18 protein-coding genes are annotated in these 18,953 nt (G+C 65.8%); 11 read left to right on the top strand and 7 right to left on the bottom strand.

The genetic code is table 11. From position 1 onward, the window contains the following. The gene (locus ROH8110_RS14895; protein WP_085818562.1) at positions 1-204 is read right to left on the bottom strand and encodes a DUF6494 family protein; all 204 of its coding nucleotides are present in this window, start codon (positions 202-204) and stop codon (positions 1-3) included. Positions 205-465: 261 nt separating this feature from the next. On the opposite strand from ROH8110_RS14895, the gene ROH8110_RS14890 reads away from it, so the two are divergent. Beyond that, on the top strand, positions 466-789 hold the full coding sequence (locus ROH8110_RS14890) for a cupin domain-containing protein (RefSeq protein ID WP_085818561.1): 324 nt from the start codon (positions 466-468) through the stop codon (positions 787-789). Here ROH8110_RS14890 and ROH8110_RS14885 read toward each other — a convergent pair. The 3 genes from ROH8110_RS14885 to ROH8110_RS14875 form a co-directional block, all read right to left on the bottom strand. Beyond that, positions 786-1,331: a biotin transporter BioY gene (locus tag ROH8110_RS14885; protein ID WP_085818560.1), complete on the bottom strand. Its 546-nt coding sequence runs from the start codon at positions 1,329-1,331 to the stop codon at positions 786-788. The two genes, ROH8110_RS14890 and ROH8110_RS14885, sit on opposite strands and share 4 nt — an antisense overlap. A 77-nt stretch (positions 1,332-1,408) precedes the next feature. Further along, positions 1,409-2,014 (bottom strand): energy-coupling factor transporter transmembrane component T family protein, encoded by a 606-nt coding sequence (locus ROH8110_RS14880; RefSeq protein ID WP_085818559.1) that lies wholly within the window; start codon positions 2,012-2,014, stop codon positions 1,409-1,411. Beyond that, on the bottom strand, positions 1,995-2,780 hold the full coding sequence (locus tag ROH8110_RS14875; RefSeq protein ID WP_085818558.1) for an energy-coupling factor ABC transporter ATP-binding protein: 786 nt from the start codon (positions 2,778-2,780) through the stop codon (positions 1,995-1,997). The genes ROH8110_RS14880 and ROH8110_RS14875 overlap by 20 nt, the downstream gene beginning before the upstream one ends. A 110-nt stretch (positions 2,781-2,890) precedes the next feature. Between ROH8110_RS14875 and ROH8110_RS14870 the strand changes: the two genes are divergently transcribed. From ROH8110_RS14870 to ROH8110_RS14850, 5 genes are read left to right on the top strand one after another with little or no spacing between them, the layout of a single operon-like run. Next, entirely contained in the window at positions 2,891-5,344 is a 2,454-nt protein-coding gene (locus ROH8110_RS14870; protein WP_085818557.1) for a Lon protease family protein, read from the top strand. Beyond that, entirely contained in the window at positions 5,341-6,045 is a 705-nt protein-coding gene (locus ROH8110_RS14865; protein ID WP_085818556.1) for a hypothetical protein, read from the top strand. Before ROH8110_RS14870 ends, ROH8110_RS14865 begins: the two co-directional genes overlap by 4 nt. Further along, on the top strand, positions 6,042-6,788 hold the full coding sequence (locus ROH8110_RS14860; RefSeq protein WP_085818555.1) for an ABC transporter ATP-binding protein: 747 nt from the start codon (positions 6,042-6,044) through the stop codon (positions 6,786-6,788). The genes ROH8110_RS14865 and ROH8110_RS14860 overlap by 4 nt, the downstream gene beginning before the upstream one ends. A 3-nt stretch (positions 6,789-6,791) precedes the next feature. Next, a complete protein-coding gene (locus ROH8110_RS14855) occupies positions 6,792-9,158 on the top strand; it encodes an ABC transporter permease (RefSeq protein WP_245962885.1) in 2,367 nt (788 codons plus the stop codon). 6 nt (positions 9,159-9,164) lie between these two features. Further along, entirely contained in the window at positions 9,165-10,379 is a 1,215-nt protein-coding gene (locus tag ROH8110_RS14850) for an efflux RND transporter periplasmic adaptor subunit (RefSeq protein ID WP_085818554.1), read from the top strand. A 21-nt stretch (positions 10,380-10,400) separates the two neighbouring features. Here ROH8110_RS14850 and ROH8110_RS14845 read toward each other — a convergent pair whose 3' ends face one another. Continuing rightward, positions 10,401-11,435 carry a sodium:calcium antiporter gene (locus tag ROH8110_RS14845; protein ID WP_085818553.1) on the bottom strand — a complete coding sequence of 345 codons (1,035 nt, stop codon included), beginning with the start codon at positions 11,433-11,435 and terminating at the stop codon, positions 10,401-10,403. A gap of 188 nt (positions 11,436-11,623) precedes the next feature. Between ROH8110_RS14845 and ROH8110_RS14840 the strand changes: the two genes are divergently transcribed. Continuing rightward, positions 11,624-12,127, top strand: a complete 504-nt coding sequence (locus tag ROH8110_RS14840; protein WP_085818552.1) for a L,D-transpeptidase family protein — start codon at positions 11,624-11,626, stop codon at positions 12,125-12,127. Here ROH8110_RS14840 and ROH8110_RS14835 read toward each other — a convergent pair. Then, positions 12,124-12,771, bottom strand: coding sequence for a YggS family pyridoxal phosphate-dependent enzyme (locus tag ROH8110_RS14835; RefSeq protein ID WP_085818551.1), 648 nt, complete (start codon positions 12,769-12,771; stop codon positions 12,124-12,126). The genes ROH8110_RS14840 and ROH8110_RS14835 overlap by 4 nt on opposite strands. Positions 12,772-12,931: 160 nt before the next feature. Between ROH8110_RS14835 and ROH8110_RS14830 the strand changes: the two genes are divergently transcribed. Then, complete coding sequence (locus tag ROH8110_RS14830; RefSeq protein ID WP_085818550.1) at positions 12,932-13,402, top strand: DUF3576 domain-containing protein; 471 nt, start codon at positions 12,932-12,934, stop codon at positions 13,400-13,402. 15 nt (positions 13,403-13,417) lie between these two features. Here the strand turns inward: ROH8110_RS14830 and ROH8110_RS14825 are convergent, their stop codons facing one another. After that, positions 13,418-14,665 carry a glycosyltransferase gene (locus ROH8110_RS14825; RefSeq protein ID WP_085819030.1) on the bottom strand — a complete coding sequence of 416 codons (1,248 nt, stop codon included), beginning with the start codon at positions 14,663-14,665 and terminating at the stop codon, positions 13,418-13,420. A 150-nt stretch (positions 14,666-14,815) separates the two neighbouring features. Between ROH8110_RS14825 and leuS the strand changes: the two genes are divergently transcribed. From leuS to holA, 3 genes are read left to right on the top strand one after another with little or no spacing between them, the layout of a single operon-like run. Then, positions 14,816-17,452: a leucine--tRNA ligase gene (gene leuS / locus ROH8110_RS14820; RefSeq protein ID WP_085818549.1), complete on the top strand. Its 2,637-nt coding sequence runs from the start codon at positions 14,816-14,818 to the stop codon at positions 17,450-17,452. Beyond that, on the top strand, positions 17,439-17,900 hold the full coding sequence (locus tag ROH8110_RS14815; protein ID WP_085818548.1) for a hypothetical protein: 462 nt from the start codon (positions 17,439-17,441) through the stop codon (positions 17,898-17,900). Before leuS ends, ROH8110_RS14815 begins: the two co-directional genes overlap by 14 nt. After that, positions 17,897-18,922, top strand: a complete 1,026-nt coding sequence (gene holA / locus ROH8110_RS14810) for a DNA polymerase III subunit delta (RefSeq protein ID WP_085818547.1) — start codon at positions 17,897-17,899, stop codon at positions 18,920-18,922. Before ROH8110_RS14815 ends, holA begins: the two co-directional genes overlap by 4 nt. Positions 18,923-18,953 lie beyond the last annotated feature (31 nt).

Genomic DNA, 18,953 nt, shown 5'->3' with positions numbered 1-18,953 from the left:
TCAGTCCTGTCTTTCGATGATGCCGGTCACTTCATGTTCGATATCGAGGCCCTCGACCGTCAGGACCATGCGCGCGCGAAAGCGGCGCCCCTCGATATCGTCCGCATTGCGCAGCCCGTCCTCGATCGCCTGTTGCGAGGTGACGCCCACCTCCTTGAGGAACCGGCGCATGGACATGTTGAAATCGCTGATATCGTCGCTCATTTCGTCTCCCTTCCTGTCAGGATCCTCGGCGGAATCCGCCCGCTCGTTGGTGGTGCGGCGTGCCGTGGCCCTGCTGTCGCCGCCTTCTAACACATATGTGGCGGCGCGCCTGCCTCTCAAGCCCGCGATTCTGCGCGATCAGGCGGGCGGGGGACATGGCGGCGCGCCCTGAACCGCCGCGGCACGGCGTGCGGCGCTTGCCAAGCGGGCGCACGGCCCTAAGCTGCGGCTGACCGACTCAAGGTTTCCAGGAGGCCGCAGATGCCAGACCGCCCCGAAGCACAGCCCGAACTGTTGACCGACACCGCCGAGCATCGCGTGACGCGGTTCGATTTCGAGCCCGGTGCCGAAACCGGCTGGCATGTGCATGGTTTCGATTACGTGATCGTCGCGCTCAGCGAATGCCGGATGAAGCTGGAAATGCCCGACGGCACGGTGAACGAGGTCACCTTGCCGCCGGGGCGCACCTATCACCGGCCCACCGGCATCGAGCATAACGTGATCAATGCCGGTGCGCAGCCGATGGCCTTTGTCGAGATCGAGTACAAGACGCCGCTCGATTTCGACCGCCTCGAAGAGGCTTAACCGCGCGACAGCACGCTGGCCGGGCGCGCCTTGAGCAGCGATGCGGTCAGCGCGGCGGCCAGACCGGCCTTGATGAGGTCGCCCGGAATGAAGGGTGTGACCAGCAGCGCGGATTCGGCGATGGTCTTGTCCAGCGTGACCGACATGCCGATGATGCCGAAGACATACATCACCGGAATGCCGCCGATCACCGCGCCGATGAAGGCGGCGGTCAGGATCGGGGTGCTGCGCATCCGCTCGACGATCCAGCCGGCCACGAAGGCGGCAATCGGAAAGCCCACGAGGAAACCGACGGTCGGCCCGACGAACACGCCCAGACCGCCGCGGCCACCCGCCAGCAGCGGCAGGCCAAGCGCCACCAGCGCCAGGAACAGCAGCACCGCCAGCGCGCCGCGCCGGGCGCCCAGGACCGTGCCGCACAGCATGATGCCCATGCCCTGCGCCGTGATCGGCACGCCCGAGGCAAGGGTGAATTGCGGGACCAGCCCCAGCACCGCGATCAGCGCGGCGAAAAGGGCGATAAGTGTGATCTGACGTTCCATGTCGCGTTTCCTTCTGTCTGTCCGTTCTTTTGGTTTATCGGTTGGTCTGTTCGCTTGTTCGTCTGTCTGCCTGTCACTCATTCTGTGTCGAAACCGCCGCGCGCGCGCAATGCCTCGGCCACATGCTCCGCGTCGTCGATGGCCACCAGCGCGATCGGCAGCGCCACCTGCCAGCCCGCACGGCGCGGGCTGCGCGCGCGCCAGGCCTCGATCAGGCTGCGCGCCTTGGCCAGCAGCACCGGGATGAAGCGCACCACCAGCACGATCGCGAAGCCGATGGGTGCGGTCCTGATTCCCAGCCGCCGGAGTGGCGAGAGCAGCCACAGGACGACCTCGACCATGTCGTCGAAGCGGGTGGTCATCGTGACCAGGTTTGCCAGCGCCACCGCCGCCGTCAGGCGCAGCGCGATGACAAGCCCCGCGCGGGTGTCATGGGTCAGCACGTGCCAGGCCAGCACCAGCGCCACGAAAATCCAGACCGGTTTCAGCAGCCGCAAACCATCCTTGGCGAATGGGCGTCCGGGCACAAGGTAAAGCGCGGCGACCGCCGCGTTCGCCGCCACCATAGCGCCGAGGCTGCCGAGCATGAACAGCCCCACCGTCGCCGCGCATAAAAGAGCCAGCTTGGCGCCTGCGCGGATCGGGTGATAGGGCGTGCGGATCTCAGAGGTCAGCGTCAGCATCATCCACCTCCTCCATCGCCGCGAGGTAACGCGCCAGCGTTTCGTCTGCGGGGCCGTCCGCGGCGACCTTGCCGCCCTCGAGCCAGATCACCCGGTTGTATTCGCCAAGTGCGGCGATATCATGCGAGACTTGGATCAACGTGACCGGCAGCGCCTCGAGGTAGCGGCGCAAGGCGCGGATCGTGGGGATGTCGAGCCCCGCAAAGGGCTCGTCCAGCACGATCACACGCGGCTCCATTGCCAGCACCGCCATCAGGCAGACGAGGTGGCGCTGCCCTTGTGACAACCCGTCGACCGCGCGCTCGGCCCAGTCGTCGCGCCCGAACCGCGCCAGCATGGCGCGCGCGCCTTCGCGCGCCTCGGCCTTGGACCGGCCCAATTGGCGCAGGCCGAAGGCCAGCTCCTCTTCGACGGTGGGAAAGATGATCTGGTGGTCGGGGTTCTGAAACAGGATGCCGACCGTGCGAATCGCCGCCCTGCGGTCGGTGCAGACATCCACGCCCGCCACCGTGACGCGCCCCGCATCGGGCGCGATCAGCCCCGCGATCAGCCGCGCCAGCGTGGTCTTGCCCGAGCCGTTGCGCCCGACGATCCCGACCCGGCGCGACTGCAGCGTCAGCGTCAGATCGCGCAGCACCTCGCGCGAGCCAAAGCGCACGCTCACGCCCTCAAGGCACACCGGATCAGTCGCTGTTTCCACTGGCGTCCTCGCCCTTGTCCCACGCCTTTCGCTGGGGTCCGTGCATAGCGCCGGCCTTGCCGACATGCCAGTGCAAAGGCGGTGCGCCTGAATGATTTGGGTCAAGACGCAAGGCGCGCATCGCGTTAGACTGGGTGCGCGTCCCGGTCTGCAATTACAGAAGGTTTCGCCCGCTCATGAACGACCCCACCGATCCTGTCCATCCCGCTCCGTTGCCTGCCGCCGCGCTTTGCATGCCCGTCTCGGCGGCCGAGTTCGACTTTGCCACCACCGCCGATCTGCCCGCCGAAACCGGCTGGCTGGGGCAGGATCGCGCGGTCGATGCGATCCGCATGGCCGCCAGCATCCGGCACGGCGATTTCAACGCCTTCGTGCTGGGCATGCCGGGCACAGGGCGCCACCGCATCGTGGATGCGATCCTGAAAGAGGCCGCGGCCACGCGCGCACGCCCCAATGACTGGGTCTACGTCAACAATTTTGAAACACCCCACAAGCCCACCGCCATCGAACTGCCCCCCGGCATCGGCACGCGCCTGCGCAAGGCGATGGAGGCGCTGGTGGACGATCTGGCCAACGCCATCCCCGCGCTCTTTGAATCCGAGGATTACCAATCGCGCCGCAACACCATCGAACAGGGCTTCGCCGAGGCCCATGAAGAAGCGATGTCGGCCCTTTTCGAACGCGCCCGCGCCCGCAATGTCGCCATCCTGCGCACGCCGATGGGCTTTACGGTCACCGGCCTGCATGACGGCGAGGTGCTAACCCCCGACAAGTATGAGGCCCTTTCCGAGGCCGAGCAGGAGAAGGTCGACACCGCCGTCGACGAGATCCAGGACGCGTTGGGCGAGATCCTCAAAGCCGCCCCCGCGCGCGAAAAGGACCACCGACGCCAGGTCGAGGAGCTGAATTACGAGATGGCCCGCGCCGGGGTCGAGGATGCCATTGCCGACGTGACCGCCACGCTGCCCGAAATCGACGCGCTGCGCGCCTACCTGGAAACGGTGCGCGCCGACCTGATCGAGAACGCCCAGATATTCCTGATGCGCGACGACCAGATGCAGGGCGGCCCGTTTCCCGGTGCGACCTCCAAACATTACACCCGCCCCCAGTTCCAGCGCTACGCCGTCAACGTGATCGTCGGTGATGGCGGCACGGATGAAGGTGGCGGCGCGCCGGTGATCCGCGAGAGCCTCCCCACCCTCGGCAACCTGATCGGGCGGATCGAGTACGCGTCCGAAATGGGCGCGCTGGTGACCAATTTCACCATGATCCGCCCCGGCGCGCTGCATCGCGCCAATGGCGGTTTCATCGTGCTCGACGCGCTTCATGTGCTGAGCGAGCCCTTTGCCTGGGATGCGCTCAAACGCTGCCTGCGCACCGGCGAAATCTCGATCTATTCCCCCGGCGAGCGCCTCAGCCTCGTCTCGACGGTTTCGCTCGATCCCGATCCGATCCCGCTCAGAACCCGCGTCATCCTTGTGGGCGAGCGGATGCATTACTACCTGCTTTCGGCGCTCGACCCGGATTTTGCGCATCTCTTCAAGCTTGAGGCCGATCTTGACGATCACCTGCCCGATGACGCCGGCGCGCGCCAGGGCTTTGCCCGCATGATCGGAACGATCGCGCGCAGGGCCGGCATCCGCCCGCTCGATCCGGGCGCCGTGGCCGCCATCCTGCGCGAGGCCACGCGCCTTGCCGGTGACGCCGAACGCCTGACGCTCAATACCGATACGCTCTCGGACATCCTGCGCGAGGCCGATCACTGGGCCGATGGCAACGGCCATGACGCGATCACGCCGCGCGATATCGAAACGGCGCTGCTTGAACGCGAACGCCGCGCCAGCCGGATACGCGAACTCAGCCACGAGTCGATCACCCGCGAAACCGTGCTCATCGACACCGATGGCGCGGCCATCGGCCAGATCAATGCGCTCTCGGTGCTTCAGGTCGGCGGATACGCCTTCGGGCGGCCCTCGCGGCTGACGGCACGCACCCGCATGGGCGGCGGCAAGCTGGTCGATATCGAGCGCGAGACCGAACTCGGGGGCGCGATCCATTCCAAGGGGGTGCTGATCCTCCAGGGGTATCTGGCCGCCACCTACGCGACCGACATGCCGATGTCGCTCTGGGCCAGCCTCGTGTTCGAGCAAAGCTATGGCGGCGTCGATGGCGACAGCGCCTCCGCGGCCGAACTGCTGGCGCTGGTCTCGTCGCTGGCCGAGGCCCCGATCGACCAGTCCTTCGCCATCACCGGCTCTATCAACCAGTTCGGCGCGATCCAGGCGATTGGCGGGGTCAACGAGAAGATCGAAGGTTTCTTCGACATCTGCGCCGCGCGTGGCCTCACCGGGCGTCAGGGCGTGCTGATCCCGGCCGCCAATACCAAGCATCTCGCCCTGCGTCGCCGCGTGATCGAGGCGGTCGAATCGGACCGCTTCCGCATCATTCCCGTCGCCCATGTCGACGAGGCGATCGCGCTTCTGATGGGCAGCAGGGCAGGGGCGCGCGACGCGGACGGGGCCTATCCCGACGGCAGCATCAACGCGCGCGTCGAGGCCCGGCTGCGCGGGTTTGCCGATGCGCGGCGCGCCTATGGGCGCACGATGAACGAACAGGGGGGCAAGTCATGAGCCCCGAAACCCGCCGCGCCCGCGTGATCCTTGGCGCCACCTGCTATCTCGATGCCGAGGGCGCGATCCGTGTCGCCGTCGAGATCGCCCGCCAGATCGGCGCCGACCTGCATGGCGTTCTGGTCGCGGACGAGGCGATCATGGCCGCCGCATCGACGCCGCGGGCGCGCTGCATCGGCTTTGGCGGCGCGCAGGTGATCGAGGTGACGGCAGCACGGATGGAGGCGGCGTTTCGCGCCGATGCCCGCCGCTTCGAGCAACAGTTGCAGCGCGCGGCGCAGGCCGCCTCGCTGGCGACGGCATTCCGCCAGATGCAGGGGCGGCTTGCGACCGCGCTCGATCAGGGCGCGGGCACGGGGGATGTGCTGATCTACGGCTTTTCCAGGGATCCCGGCAGCACCGATTGCGTGGCGCTCGTCGTCGGGGCAGCGCCGCCCGCGCCCCGGTTTGCGGCGCTCGCCGCGCAGCTTTCGCAAAAGACCGGCAAGCCGCTTCTGATCTTCGCGCCCCCCGGCATCGGCGGGCCGGATGTCATCACCTGCGACAGTCCCGAGGCGCTTCTCGCGCGGCTCGAACGCCACCGCCCGGCGGCGGTGATCGGGGCCGCCCCGCGTGCCGACCTGCCGCTCGTGGCGCGCCTGCTCGATGCCGCGCGCTGCCCGCTCATCCTGCCCGCAACATCCCCGGAGGGCGATTCATGAGCGCATCCGCCACCGCGCCCCGGCCAGATGCAACCGGGCCGGAAGCGATGTTTCGCACCGAGGGGCTGACCAAGGTCTATGACAGTGGGCTGACCAAGGTTCATGCGCTGGCGGGGGTTGATCTCGAACTTTACGGTGGGGAACTGGCCGTGCTGCTTGGCCCTTCGGGGTCGGGCAAGTCCACGCTGCTCAACATCCTCGGCGGGCTTGATCACGCCAGCGCGGGTCGGGTCTGGTTCCGCGATCTCGAACTCACGGGGCTCGGGGATCGCGGCCTGACACGCTATCGGCGCGATCATGTCGGCTTCGTCTTTCAGTTCTACAACCTCGTGGCCAGCCTCACCGCGCGCGAGAATGTCCAGCTCGTGACCGATGTGGCGCGCGATCCGATGTCGCCCGAAGAGGCGCTTGAACAGGTCGGGCTGGGGGCGCGGATGGATCACTTTCCCGCCGAGATGTCGGGCGGCGAGCAGCAGCGCGTCGCCATTGCCCGCGCCATCGCGAAACGCCCCGAGGTGCTGCTGTGCGACGAACCCACCGGTGCGCTTGACAGCAAGACCGGGGTGCAGGTGCTCGAGGCGCTGCGCGACATCAACGACAGGCTGGGCACCACCACCGCCGTCATCACCCACAACGCCGAGATCCGCCGCATGGCGCATCGGGTGATCTGGTTCCGCGACGGTCAGATCGAGCGGATCGAGACCAACGCCCACCGCATCGCCCCGGCGGATATTCACTGGTAGGGAATGATGGACGCGCTCGACAAGAAACTCCTGCGCGATTTTCGCCGCCTCTGGGCGCAGGCGCTGGCCATCGCGCTGGTGCTGGCCTGTGGGGTGGCGATCCTGATGACCACCTTCGGCATGTATGGTGCGCTCGAGGACACCCGCGCCGCCTATTACGAACGCAACCGCTTCGCCGATGTCTTTGCCGGGGCGAACCGCGCCCCGGATTCCCTGTTGTCCGAAATCCGCGCCATCCCCGGTGTGCGTCAGGCCGAGGCGCGGGTGGTGAAACACGTGATCCTCGACATTCCGGGGCGGGTTGAAACGGTGACCGGGCGGATGATCTCGCTGCCCGAAACGGGCGCGCCGCTGCTCAATCGCCCGGTGCTGCGCAGCGGCCGCCTGCCGGACCCTGCCGCCACCGGCGAGGTGGCGGTGAACGAGCCCTTCGCGGATGCCAACGGGCTGCGACCCGGCGACAGCTTCACCGCCAACATGGGCGGGCGCAAACGGGTGCTCACCCTGACCGGCACGCTGCTGTCGCCCGAATTCATCTACACGATCGGCCCCGGCGCGATGATGCCCGACGCCGAGACCTTCGGAATCCTCTGGGTGCCCGCGCGCGTCGCCGATGCGGCCTTCGACATGCAGGGCGCCTTCAACGACGTGACGCTCAAGCTCGATCCCCGCGCACCCGAGGCGCAGGTGATCGACCGGCTCGATATCCTGCTCGACCCCTACGGCGGCACCGGCGCGCATGGGCGCGCCATCCAGACCTCGCACAGTTTCGTCGATGCCGAGATCGAACAGCTGCGCAGCACCGCCATGATCCTGCCGCCGATCTTCTTCGGCATCACCGCCTTTCTGGTGGGCATGGTGATCGGGCGGATCATCGCGCTGGAACGCGCCGAGATCGGGCTGCTCAAGGCAATCGGCTACAGCGATGCGGAAATCTGCGTCCATTACCTCATGCTGGCGGGTCTCGTGGCGGTGGTGGGGACGCTCCTGGGCTGGGCGGTGGGGACATGGCTGTCCGGCGCGCTGGCGCGGCTCTACGCGCAGTTCTTCGACTTTCCCTACCTCATCTACCGCGTCGCCTATGACGCCTATGCGATCTCGGGGCTGCTGGCGCTGGCCAGCGCCGCGCTCGGGGCGGCCCGCAGCGCGCTTCACGCCGCGCGCCTTGCGCCCGCAACGGCGATGTCGCCGCCCGCACCGCCCCGCTTCAGCCGCGGCCTGCTTGATCGCGCGCTCTCGCGCCTGCGCCTCTCGCAGCCGGTGATGATGATCCTGCGCAGCCTCATGCGCTGGCCACTGCGCTCGGGGCTGACCACGCTCGGCCTGTCGCTGGCGGTGGCGGTTCTGGTCGCCTCCAGCTTCTTTTCGGACGCGCTCGACACGATCCTCGACAAGGCCTTCTACCAGTCCAACCGGCAGCACGCGATGCTGCTGTTTTCACCGGGGCTGCGCGATGACGCGCTTCAGGATGTCGCCAACCTGCCGGGGGTGCTCGTGGCCGAGGGCCAGCAATTCCAGCCCGCCACCCTGCGCCACGGCCATCTCGAAAAGGACACCGCCATCGAGGCCCGCGCCCCCGGTGCCGACCTTTCGCGCATCGTCGACGCGGCAGGCCGAGTGGTCGACGCGCCACCCGGCGCGATCCTCCTTTCCGAACGCCTCGCGGCACAGCTCGAAGCCCGCCCCGGCGACGTGATCGCGATCGAATTTCCCGACGGGCGCGACGAAATCCACCACCTGCCCGTGGCCGGGCTGGTCACGCAATATGTCGGGCTGGGCGCCTATTTGGACAGCAGCACGCTTGACCGGCTCAAACGCCAGTCGCCGCGCATCACAGCCGCCAACCTGCTGATCGACGATGCCGCCCTGCCGCAGCTCCATGCGACGCTCAAGGACACGCCCGAGCTCAGCGGGCTTGTGATGCTGACCCGGATGCGCCGCTCTTTCGAGGACACGATCCGGCGCAACGTCACCACCATGACCACGGTCTATATCTCCATCGCGGTGCTGATCACGGTCGGCGTCGCCTATAACGGCGCCCGCATCCAGCTTTCGGAGCGCGCCCGCGAACTTGCCAGCCTGCGCATCCTCGGCTTCACGCGCGGCGAGGTCTCCTTCGTGCTGATCGGTGAAACCATGCTGCTGGCGCTGCTGGCGCAGCCGCTCGGCTGGGCGCTTGGCAGCCTGATCGCGGCGGCGCTGGCGCGGGGGTCTGCCTCGGATCTCTATTCCGTTCCGCTGGTGCTGGAACCCGCGGGTTTCGCCCGCGCCAGCCTCGTTGTGCTGGCGGCGTCGCTTGCGGCTGCGCTGCTGGTGCGCCGCCGCCTTGATCGTCTTGACCTTGTCGCTGTCATGAAAACAAGGGAATAATACCTCATGCCTTTCAAAGCCCGCAATGTCCTTCTCTATGGTCTCGGCGCCGCTGCCACGCTCGGTCTTGCCTGGCTCGCGCTGCGCAGCGATCCGGTGCCTGTCGATCTGCACGAACTCGCCCGCGCGCCGATGCAGGTTACCGTCAATGCCGATGCCCGCACCCGCATTGCCGAAATCTACGAGGTCTCCGCCCCGCTCGCGGGAATCGCGCGTCGCTCGCCCGTCCGCGAGGGCGATCCGGTCATCGCCAATGAAACCGTGGTCGCCATCGTCGAACCCGCCTCGCCGGGCCTTCTGGATATGCGCAGCCGCATTCAGGCCGAAGCCGCCGTGCGCGAGGCCGAAGCCGCGCTCGTCTCGGCGCGCAGTGCCCTGCGCCAGGCCGAGGAAGAGCTGAACTACGCGCGCACCGATCACGAACGCACCCGCACGCTGGTGGAACGCGGCGTCGCCTCGATCACCCGGCTCGAGGATGCCGAACAACGCCTGCGCTCCGCCGAGGCCGGGGCCGATGCCGCCGCCTCCAATCTCGAACGCGCAAATGGCGCACTCGACCGGGTGCGCGCGGCGCTGATCGAACCGGGCGACGATCCCGCGCAATCGACCTCCTGTTGCGTGCGCCTTCATGCGCCGGTCGATGGAAAGGTGCTCAGCATCGACACCATCAGCGAACGCCCCGTCACCGCGGGCACGCGGCTCTTGTCGGTCGGCCGGCCCGAGGATCTCGAGATCGTCGCCGACCTTCTCTCGACCGATGCGGTGCGTCTTCGCCCCGGCGCGCGCGCGGTCGTCGAACGCTGGGGCGGGGCGGGGACGCTGGCGGCGGAACTGACCAAGATCGAACCGTCGGGCTACACAAAGGTCTCCGCTCTGGGGATCGAGGAACAGCGCGTCGATGTGGTTTTCGACCTCGTGACACCGGTGCCTGAACGCTCCGGGCTTGGCGACGGGTTCTCGGTTTTCCTGCGCATCGTCGAATGGGAGGCCGATGACGTTCTCCAGGTGCCGCTTGGCGCGATCTTTCGCCAGGGGCAGGACTGGGCGGTCTTTGTCGCCGGCCCCGACGGCACCGCGCGCCTTCAGGTGATCGAACTGGGGCGGCGTAACGACACCGGCGCTCAGGTGCTTTCGGGGCTCCAGGCCGGTCAGCGGGTCATCACCCACCCCTCCGATGCGATCCGCGACGGCGTCCGGATCGTGCCGCGCGATGGAGAATAGGGCGCATGCCCCACGCAAGCGTCACCACATGAAGGCCTGCACCGCCACCGCGCCGGCATACACCAGCAACAGTGCGCTGCTTTCCAGCCCGATTCGCCCCGGTCCCTTCTGCTCGCGTACGATCAGGCCGATCAGCAGGATGGCGGTCATCACCAGCCCCACCGCGATCCAGAACAGGTCTGCGCGGCCGATCGCGTGATAGATCGACCCCTCCCGGTATCCCGCATCCGCCGCCGTCAGGAACAGCACGTCGAACGTGTTGCCGCCGATGATCCCGCCCACGGCCAGTTGCACCGCCCCGCGCCGCACCGCGGCCAGCGTGGTGATCAGTTCGGGCAGCGATGTCGCCACCGCCGTCATCAGCGCCCCGACCACCGTCGCAGGAATACCCAGCCGCTCGGGCAGCTCCACCGCGATCTTCGACATTGTCCAGCCGGCCAGCCCCAGAATCACCACCAGCCCGGCAAAGCGCAGCAGCAGGGGAATCAACTTGCCGGATGTCGCCGTCTCGGTATCGGGCACGTCCTTGCGGGTCAGCGGTGTGTGGACCGGCTGCCACATCGGAGCCACGCGCACCTGCGATCCCACGCGCAGCCCGCCCACATAGATGACCGGCAGCAACAACGACACCGGATGCACCCCCCAGACCGAAACCTCCGGCCCCGCCCAGGCCGCCAGAGGCAGGGCCAGCAGCAGTGTCAGAAGGCTCGCCTGAAACAGGATCGCCGGATCGGCCGAGGCATGTTCCAGATTCGCCCGCCGATAGGTCATGTCGGCCAGCGCCAGAAATGCGGTCTGCGCGGCGATCCCGCCGACCGCGTTGGAGAAGGCCAGCGACGCTTCGCCATCCATCGCGGCGGTGATCGACACCACCGTGCCCGACAGTGATGTCGCCATCCCCAGCAGCACCGCCCCCGCGATCGCCTCGCCGACGCCGGTGCGGTCGGCCAGCTGGTCGGCCTTTTCGGTCAGCCGGACGCCGACCACCGCGATCACCGCGGCGGTCGCCACGAATCCCGCGATCAGTCCTGAGAGGGGCAGCGTATCGAACCACATCGTCTCAACCTGATGGTGACGCGGCACGATTGCAAACGCCGCGCGAGGGTCGGATTCGGCAGTTTGTACAGAGTTCGGCCGGCCAGCGGCAAATCCTGTACAAAAGCCGCGTACAAAACGGACGTTTCGTACAGTTCTTTCGGGGGCGCGGGCTTCCATGACGGGGCGATTTGCGGCATCACTCGGGGATGACACCTGATGACCTTGTCTTGACGCCTCTGGGCCTGCGTTTCAGGCGCCGCCTCTATCCCTGCTCTATCGGGCGAGGGGGGCTAAGTCATTGTAAACATGAGGGAGATGGCGCAACCCCGGTGGGCGTTCTGCATGTCGTCGGGATGTTCTACCGCCCCGACCGAATGGCCCGCCCCGCGTCTTGGGCACAGCCCATCGGCCCGTCGGACCTGTGGTCAGACGACCCCGATGATGAATCCTATAACCTATTGGTTAGAAAGCCTTATTTTCATTCTCACGAGGTGCTTCGCCGGGCTGATCCGCTCTATGATCTGATTCTGATCACCGATTGGAACTGGCCCCACGCAACCCCCGGCGCCGGGTCCTGTATCTTCATCCACCAATGGCGCCGCCCGCATTTCCCGACCGAGGGTTGCGTGGCGCTGAGAAGAGATCATCTTATTGATATTGCAGGAAAAATAAGTCCAGGAACGCGTCTTCTCACGCGCGCTCGGCCCTAGTTTCGGGCGCCGAAAATCGCGCTTCCTACCCGCACATGGGTCGCGCCAAGTGCGATGGCCGCCTCGAAGTCACCGCTCATTCCCATTGATAAGCCATTGAGTCCATTGCGTTTTGCGATCTTCGCCAGCAACGCGAAATGCAGGCTGGGCTCTTCCTCGACGGGCGGGATGCACATCAGCCCTCGCACCGGCAGGTCCATCCCCTTGCAATCATTGATGAAATCGTCCGCATCTGCGGGCAGCACCCCGGCCTTCTGATCCTCTTCGCCGGTATTGACCTGTATGAACAGCTCCGGGCAAGACCCCTCTTCCTGCGCCAGCCGGGCAATGGTTTTCGCCAGCTTAGGCCGGTCCACCGAATGAATCGACTGGAACAGATCAAAGGCCTGCCGCGCCTTGTTGGTCTGGAGCGGGCCGATCAGGTGCAGGTCAATATCTTGAAAACGCTCGCGAAAATCTGGCCACTTGCCCGCCGCTTCCTGCACGCGGTTCTCGCCGAAACAGCGATGCCCCGCTTCCAGGACCGCCGCAACGCGCTCGTCGGGCTGCTGTTTGGAGACCGCGATCAGCGTCACGCTCCCCGACGCGCGTCCCGCGTTCTCCTCGGCCTTGCGAATACGGTTCCTGATGTCCTCGAGACTCATCTGGCGGCTCTCCTGGCTGGTCCTGTGCCGGTCGCCTGTTTGCCACAGACCGATACAAACGCACAATCCCCGCCGCAAAGCCCGATCCGATTTCAGTAAACACCTTGCTCCGCTGTCCCAGCTTGGATAGTAGGGAAGGGAAACAAATTCGGATTGCGCAATGACAAAGTCCCGCATCAGAAACGCCGCTCTTACAACGATCTGCCTTGCAGTACTTGCCTCATGCGGCGCTTTTCGGAACGAGGGCCTCGACCCTGACGCCTATACGTCGCCCAAGTCGGCACGCGCGAAGGCCAATGGCTCGCTGTTCGACATATTCAAAAGCGGCGACGCCCAGATCAAGGTCAACCGCTTCCTGTGGAACGCCTCGCTGGACGTGCTGGACTTCCTTCCGATCCAGACGGCAGACCCCTTTACCGGCGTGATTGCAACGGGTTACGGGACGCCTCCGGGCGGCGGGCCGGCCTACAGGGCGACCATCCTGATCAGCGATCCTGCGCTTGATGCGCGCTCGCTGAACGTGGCGCTGCAAACCCGCAATGGCCCGGTTAGCGCAGGCACACAGCGCGCCGTCGAGGATGCGATCCTCGCCCGCGCCCGCCAGTTGCGTATCAACGCCGGCAAATACTGAAGACCGGCGCGCGGTTCAGACCGGCGCGCCGTCCATGATCTGCGACACCCAGTCCAGCTGACGGGGCAGGCAGATCGTCTGCAGATCATAACGTGCCAGCACCGTCGCACGCGCGGCCTCGCCCAAGCGCCGCCGCGCCGCTTCATCGTCAAGCAGATCGCAGACCTCCCCCACCAGGGCGTCGCCGTCGAAGAAATCCACCAGCCGCCCGTTGTCATCGTGGGACAGGACTTCGCGCACCGGCGCCGTGTCACTGGCGACGATCGCCGCGCCGCAGCTCATCGCCTCAAGCAGGCTCCAGCTCAGCACGAACGGGTAGGTCAGGTAGACATGCACCCGGCTGACCTGCAAAAGCCGCGTGAAATCGTCATAGGCGATGCGCCCGGCAAAATGGACCCGCGCCCAGTCGGCATCGGGAATGTCCGCGCGCACCTCGTCGATGAACACCTGCTTCCAGGTCTGCCCAGAGGGCGGGCGCGGGCCATAGCTGACCTCGTCGCCACCAACGATGACGACCCGCGCATCGGGCCGCTCGACGAGCAGGCGGGGCAGGGCGCGCATGAATATGTGATAGCCGCGATAGGGTTCGAGGTTGCGATTGACGAAGGTGATGACCTCGTCCGCACGGGTCAGCTCGGGCATGTCATCGAGCGTCAGGCGCACATCGGGATCGGGTCGCGCCACTGCGCTGTCGATGCCGTCATGACAAATGGTGATGCGCTCGCGGAAGTCCTCGGGAAAGGTCTCGGCCTGGAAGTGCGTGGGGCTTATCCCGGCATCCATGATCGGCGCGTGGAGGTGATTGTTGAGGTTCTTCATGCGGATACGCAGCCGCGACAGTTCGGCATCGCCCTTGTCGAACTCGGGATCGAAATGCAGATGCGGGTAATCGGCCTGATGATACAGCTCGCAATAGAGCCCGATCCGCGCCGCTGGCCAGACATCGTTGAGGAACATCGATTCGCCCCAGCCTGGATGGGCGAGGATCAGATCGGGGGTGAATCCCTTGTCACGCAATGCCCGTGCCGCGCGATAGCACGCCTCGCCACGGGTCAGCTTGGTGTCGAGATCGATCAGCCAGGGATGCAGGTTCTGCCCCGATCTCTTGGGCAGACGATAGGGGACAAGGCGCACGCCGTTCCGGTTGGCGGGTTCCTTGGCGCGCAGCGTCAGCGCCACGCATTGATGCCCCCTTGCCGCCAGAAGCGGCGCCAGGTGTTTGAATTGGCCCGGAAAATTCTGATGAATGAAGAGGATTTTCATCGAAAGCATCACCCGGCATTGGTTTTTGAACCTTATAAGCAGGTGCGGCGCCCCTGCATAGGTCCGCATTTTTGCGCCTGACCACTGGACCCCGCGCCCGCCGCGCCCTATCACGCGAGGCAATCAACGGGACCACGAAGGGTTTGAGGCATGTCGCGCTATTCAGCCGCCGAGATCGAAGCGAAATGGCAAAAGGCCTGGGACGATGCGGGGCTGTTTCGCGCCGCCCGCAGTGAGGGCAAGCCCAAGTATTACGTGCTTGAGATGTTCCCCTATCCCTCCGGGCGTATCCATATGGGGCATGTGCGCAACTACACGATGGGCGACGTGATCGCGCGCTACAAGATCAGCACAGGGCACAACGTGTTGCACCCGATGGGCTGGGACGCCTTCGGGATGCCTGCGGAAAATGCCGCGATGGCCAGCGGCGGACACCCCAAGGATTGGACGTACGGCAATATCGACGACATGCGCGCACAGATGAAGCCGCTTGGCCTGTCGATCGACTGGAGCCGTGAATTCGCCACCTGCGACCCGGAATATTACGGCCAGCAGCAGGCGCTGTTCCTCGACATGTTGGAACAGGGGCTGGTCTATCGCAAGAACGCGGTCGTCAACTGGGATCCGGTGGACATGACCGTGCTGGCCAATGAACAGGTCGAGAACGGGCGCGGGTGGCGCTCGGGCGCAGTGGTCGAGCGGCGCGAGCTGACCCAGTGGTTCTTCCGCATCTCGGATTTCGCCGAAGAGCTGCTCGATGCGCTTGACGGGCTTGATGACTGGCCGGCCAAGGTCAAGCTGATGCAGGCCAACTGGATCGGCCGCTCGCGCGGGCTGCAATTCGCCTTCTCGCTGGTCGAGGGGCTTGAGGGCCATGACCGCATCGAGGTCTACACGACCCGGCCCGACACCTTGATGGGCGCGAGCTTCATCGGCATCTCGCCCGATCATCCGCTGGCGCGCCAGATGGAGAAGGACAATGATGAGCTGGCCGCCTTCAACGCCGAATGCCGCCGCATGGGCACATCGGAAGAAGAGCTGGAGAAGGCTGAGAAAAAGGGCTTCGACACCGGGCTGCGGGTGCGCCACCCCTTTGATACAGCGTGGGAGCTGCCGGTCTACGTGGCCAATTTCATCCTGATGGATTACGGCACCGGCGCGATCTTCGGCTGCCCGGCGCATGACCAGCGCGACCTTGACTTCGCGCGCAAATACGACCTGCCGGTGATGTCGACCTACGCCCCGGCGAACCCCGGCGACGATTTCGCCCTGCCCGAGGACGGGGGCGATGCCTATGTGCCGCCCAAATCGGAGAAGGTGCGCTATATCAAGGGCTTTGCCGGTGACGAGATGCAGACCGGCGAGCAGGGCATCGACAGCGCCATCGCCTTTTGCGAGGAGAACGGCGTCGGTCAGGGTGTGACCAAGTTCCGGCTGCGGGACTGGGGCCTCAGCCGCCAGCGGTATTGGGGCTGCCCGATCCCGGTGGTGCATTGCGAATCCTGCGGCGTGGTGCCGGAGAAGAAAGAGAACCTGCCGATCCAGCTGCCCTATGACGAGGGCGGCCAGCCGATCGATTTCTCGATCCCCGGCAACCCGCTGGACCGACACCCGACATGGCGCGATTGCGCCTGTCCGTCCTGCGGTGCGCCCGCCCGGCGCGAAACCGACACGATGGATACCTTCGTTGACAGTTCGTGGTATTTCGCCCGCTTCACCGCGCCGCGCGCAAAGACCCCGACCGATCTGGAAGAGGCCGAATACTGGATGAACGTGGACCAGTATATCGGCGGAATCGAACACGCGATCCTGCATCTCCTTTATTCGCGCTTCTTCGCGCGCGCCATGCACCAGACCGGCCACCTGCCGCAAAAGGCGATCGAGCCGTTCAATGCGCTGTTCACGCAGGGTATGGTGACGCATGAGATATATTACACAACTGAAGACGCTCCTATGAGTGACTGGGGAAGACTTTCGGAGGTCGATTCTCTTAGCGAACCAAAGCGAGTCTACCGGTATCCAGAGGAAGTCGAGCGTCTAGATGATGGAACGTTCCTCAAAGGGACCAGGCAACCCGTTAAGATTATCCCCTCGGCCAAGATGTCGAAATCCAAGAAGAACGTGGTCGATCCGGTCAGCATCATCGGCGCCTATGGTGCGGATACCGCGCGCTGGTTCGTTCTTTCCGACAGCCCGCCGGAACGTGACGTGGAATGGACCGCCGCAGGCGCCGAGGCCGCTTTCAAGCATCTCGCCCGCGTGCATCGCCTTGTCACCGGCATCGCCACCAGCGACGAGCCTGCGAACGAGCATGACACGGCCCTGCTGCGAGAGATGCACAAGACCATCCATGACGTGACGGGCGGCGTGGAATCCTTCGGTTTCAACGCCGCCATCGCCAAGCTCTACGCCTTTACCAATACGCTGGCAAAGTCGCAGGCCGGCGCGCAGGCGCGCCAGCAGGCGGCCGCTGCGCTGGTGCAGCTCATGTCGCCGATGACCCCGCATCTTGCCGAGGAACTCTGGGCCGCGCTTGGTCAGCAGGGGCTGGTCGGGCAGGCGCCCTGGCCGGTGGCGGATGACTCCATGCTGGTCGATGACACGGTGACCTTGCCGATCCAGATCAACGGCAAACGCCGCGCTGAAATCAGCGTTCCCAGGGACATGGACAAGTCCGAGGTTGAAAAACAGGCGCTGGCGGCGGATGCTGTGATCAAGGCGCTGGACGGGGCCCAGCCCAGGAAGGTCATCGTCGTCCCCGGACGGATCGTGAATGTCGTCATTTGATCGCCGCCAGGTCGTGATCGGAAGTGTTGTCGCCGGCGCCGCCATGCTGGCCCCGGCCGCGGGTTTCTGCGCGCCTTCGGGCAGCGCATTGCCGGATGATCTGGGCCGGTTTCGCAACGCGGTGGCGATCACCCTTCTGAATGGGCATGATGCGCGCCGCATGGCCAAGGCGCTGGAAAGCCGGTTGGGTCGCTGCCGTGCGCGGGATGCGCGTTATGGTCTCTTCTATGCGCTTAAGCTCGACGGCCGTGAGGGCGATGAAACGTCCGGCAGCCTCACTGCTCGCGCCCCCTACAACGCTGAAATGACATATGCAGTCAACGACTTGCAGGGTGGCGTGGTCCTGACCTCTGGCAGGGTCGCGGCGCAAGGCGAGGACATCCTTGCGCGCCTTGCCGATGGGCTGGCCGAGCGGTTGGTTGCTGCATCGCGGGTCTTGCCGGTATGAAACTCTCGGGCCGTGATGCGGCAGGGTATTTCGCCCGCCCCGACCCCAAGCGCACGGGTCTTCTGATCTACGGGCAGGATGCGATGCGCGTGGCGCTGCGCCGTCAGGAGGTGATCGCCGCCCTGATCGGCCCCGCGGGCGAAGAGGAAATGCGCCTCACGCGCATTTCCGCCAGCGATTTGCGCAAGGACCCCGCGATGCTGCTTGATGCGGTGAAGGCGCAGGGGTTCTTTCCGGGGCCGCGCGTGGCCTTTGTCGAGGATGCGACTGACGCGCTTGCCCCAATGGTGACGGACGCCCTGGCCGACTGGCAGGAGGGCGATGCGCAGGTCATTGTCACCGCTGGTGCGCTCAAACCCGCCTCGAAGCTGCGCAAGCTCTTCGAGGGCCATCCCAATGCCTATGCCGCCGTGATCTATGACGATCCGCCCTCGCGCGATGAGATCGAAGCCACACTGACCAAGGCTGGACTCAAAGATGTCGGAGGCGATGCGATGCGCGATCTGACAGCTTTGGCGCGCGATCTCGACCCCGGCGATTTTCGCCAGACGATGGAAAAACTGGCGCTCTACAAGATTGGTGACGAGACGCCGCTGACCCCCGAGGATGTCGCGCTTTGCGCACCAAGTTCCACCGAAGCCGAGCTGGACGATATCCTCGATATCGTCGCCGAGGCCCGCGCCGGTGAGATCGGCCCGGTGATGAAGCGTCTGCGCGGGCAGGGGGTTCAGGCGGTGACCCTGTGCATCAGTGCCACGCGCCATTTCCGCAGGCTTTACGCCGTGGCGGCTGACCCTGATGGCCCTGGTCAGGGGATCGGGCGGTTGCGTCCGCCTGTCTATGGCCCGCGCCGCGACCGGATCCTGCGCCAGGCGCAGAAATGGGGCGCGCCGCGCCTGGAAGAGGCGCTTCGCCTGCTCACCGATACCGACCTGCAACTGCGTTCGGCAGGGCAGCGTGCCCCGGCGATGGCGCTTGTGGAACGTGCGCTGATCCGGCTGTCGATGATGGCAAAGCGATAGCTGCGCGTCCGTCCGCCGCTGACCTGAAGGA

It is taken from the genome of Roseovarius halotolerans (assembly GCF_900172255.1).
Classification (GTDB): Bacteria; Pseudomonadota; Alphaproteobacteria; order Rhodobacterales; family Rhodobacteraceae; genus Roseovarius; species Roseovarius halotolerans.
This window is presented reverse-complemented; position numbering and strand designations above follow the sequence as displayed.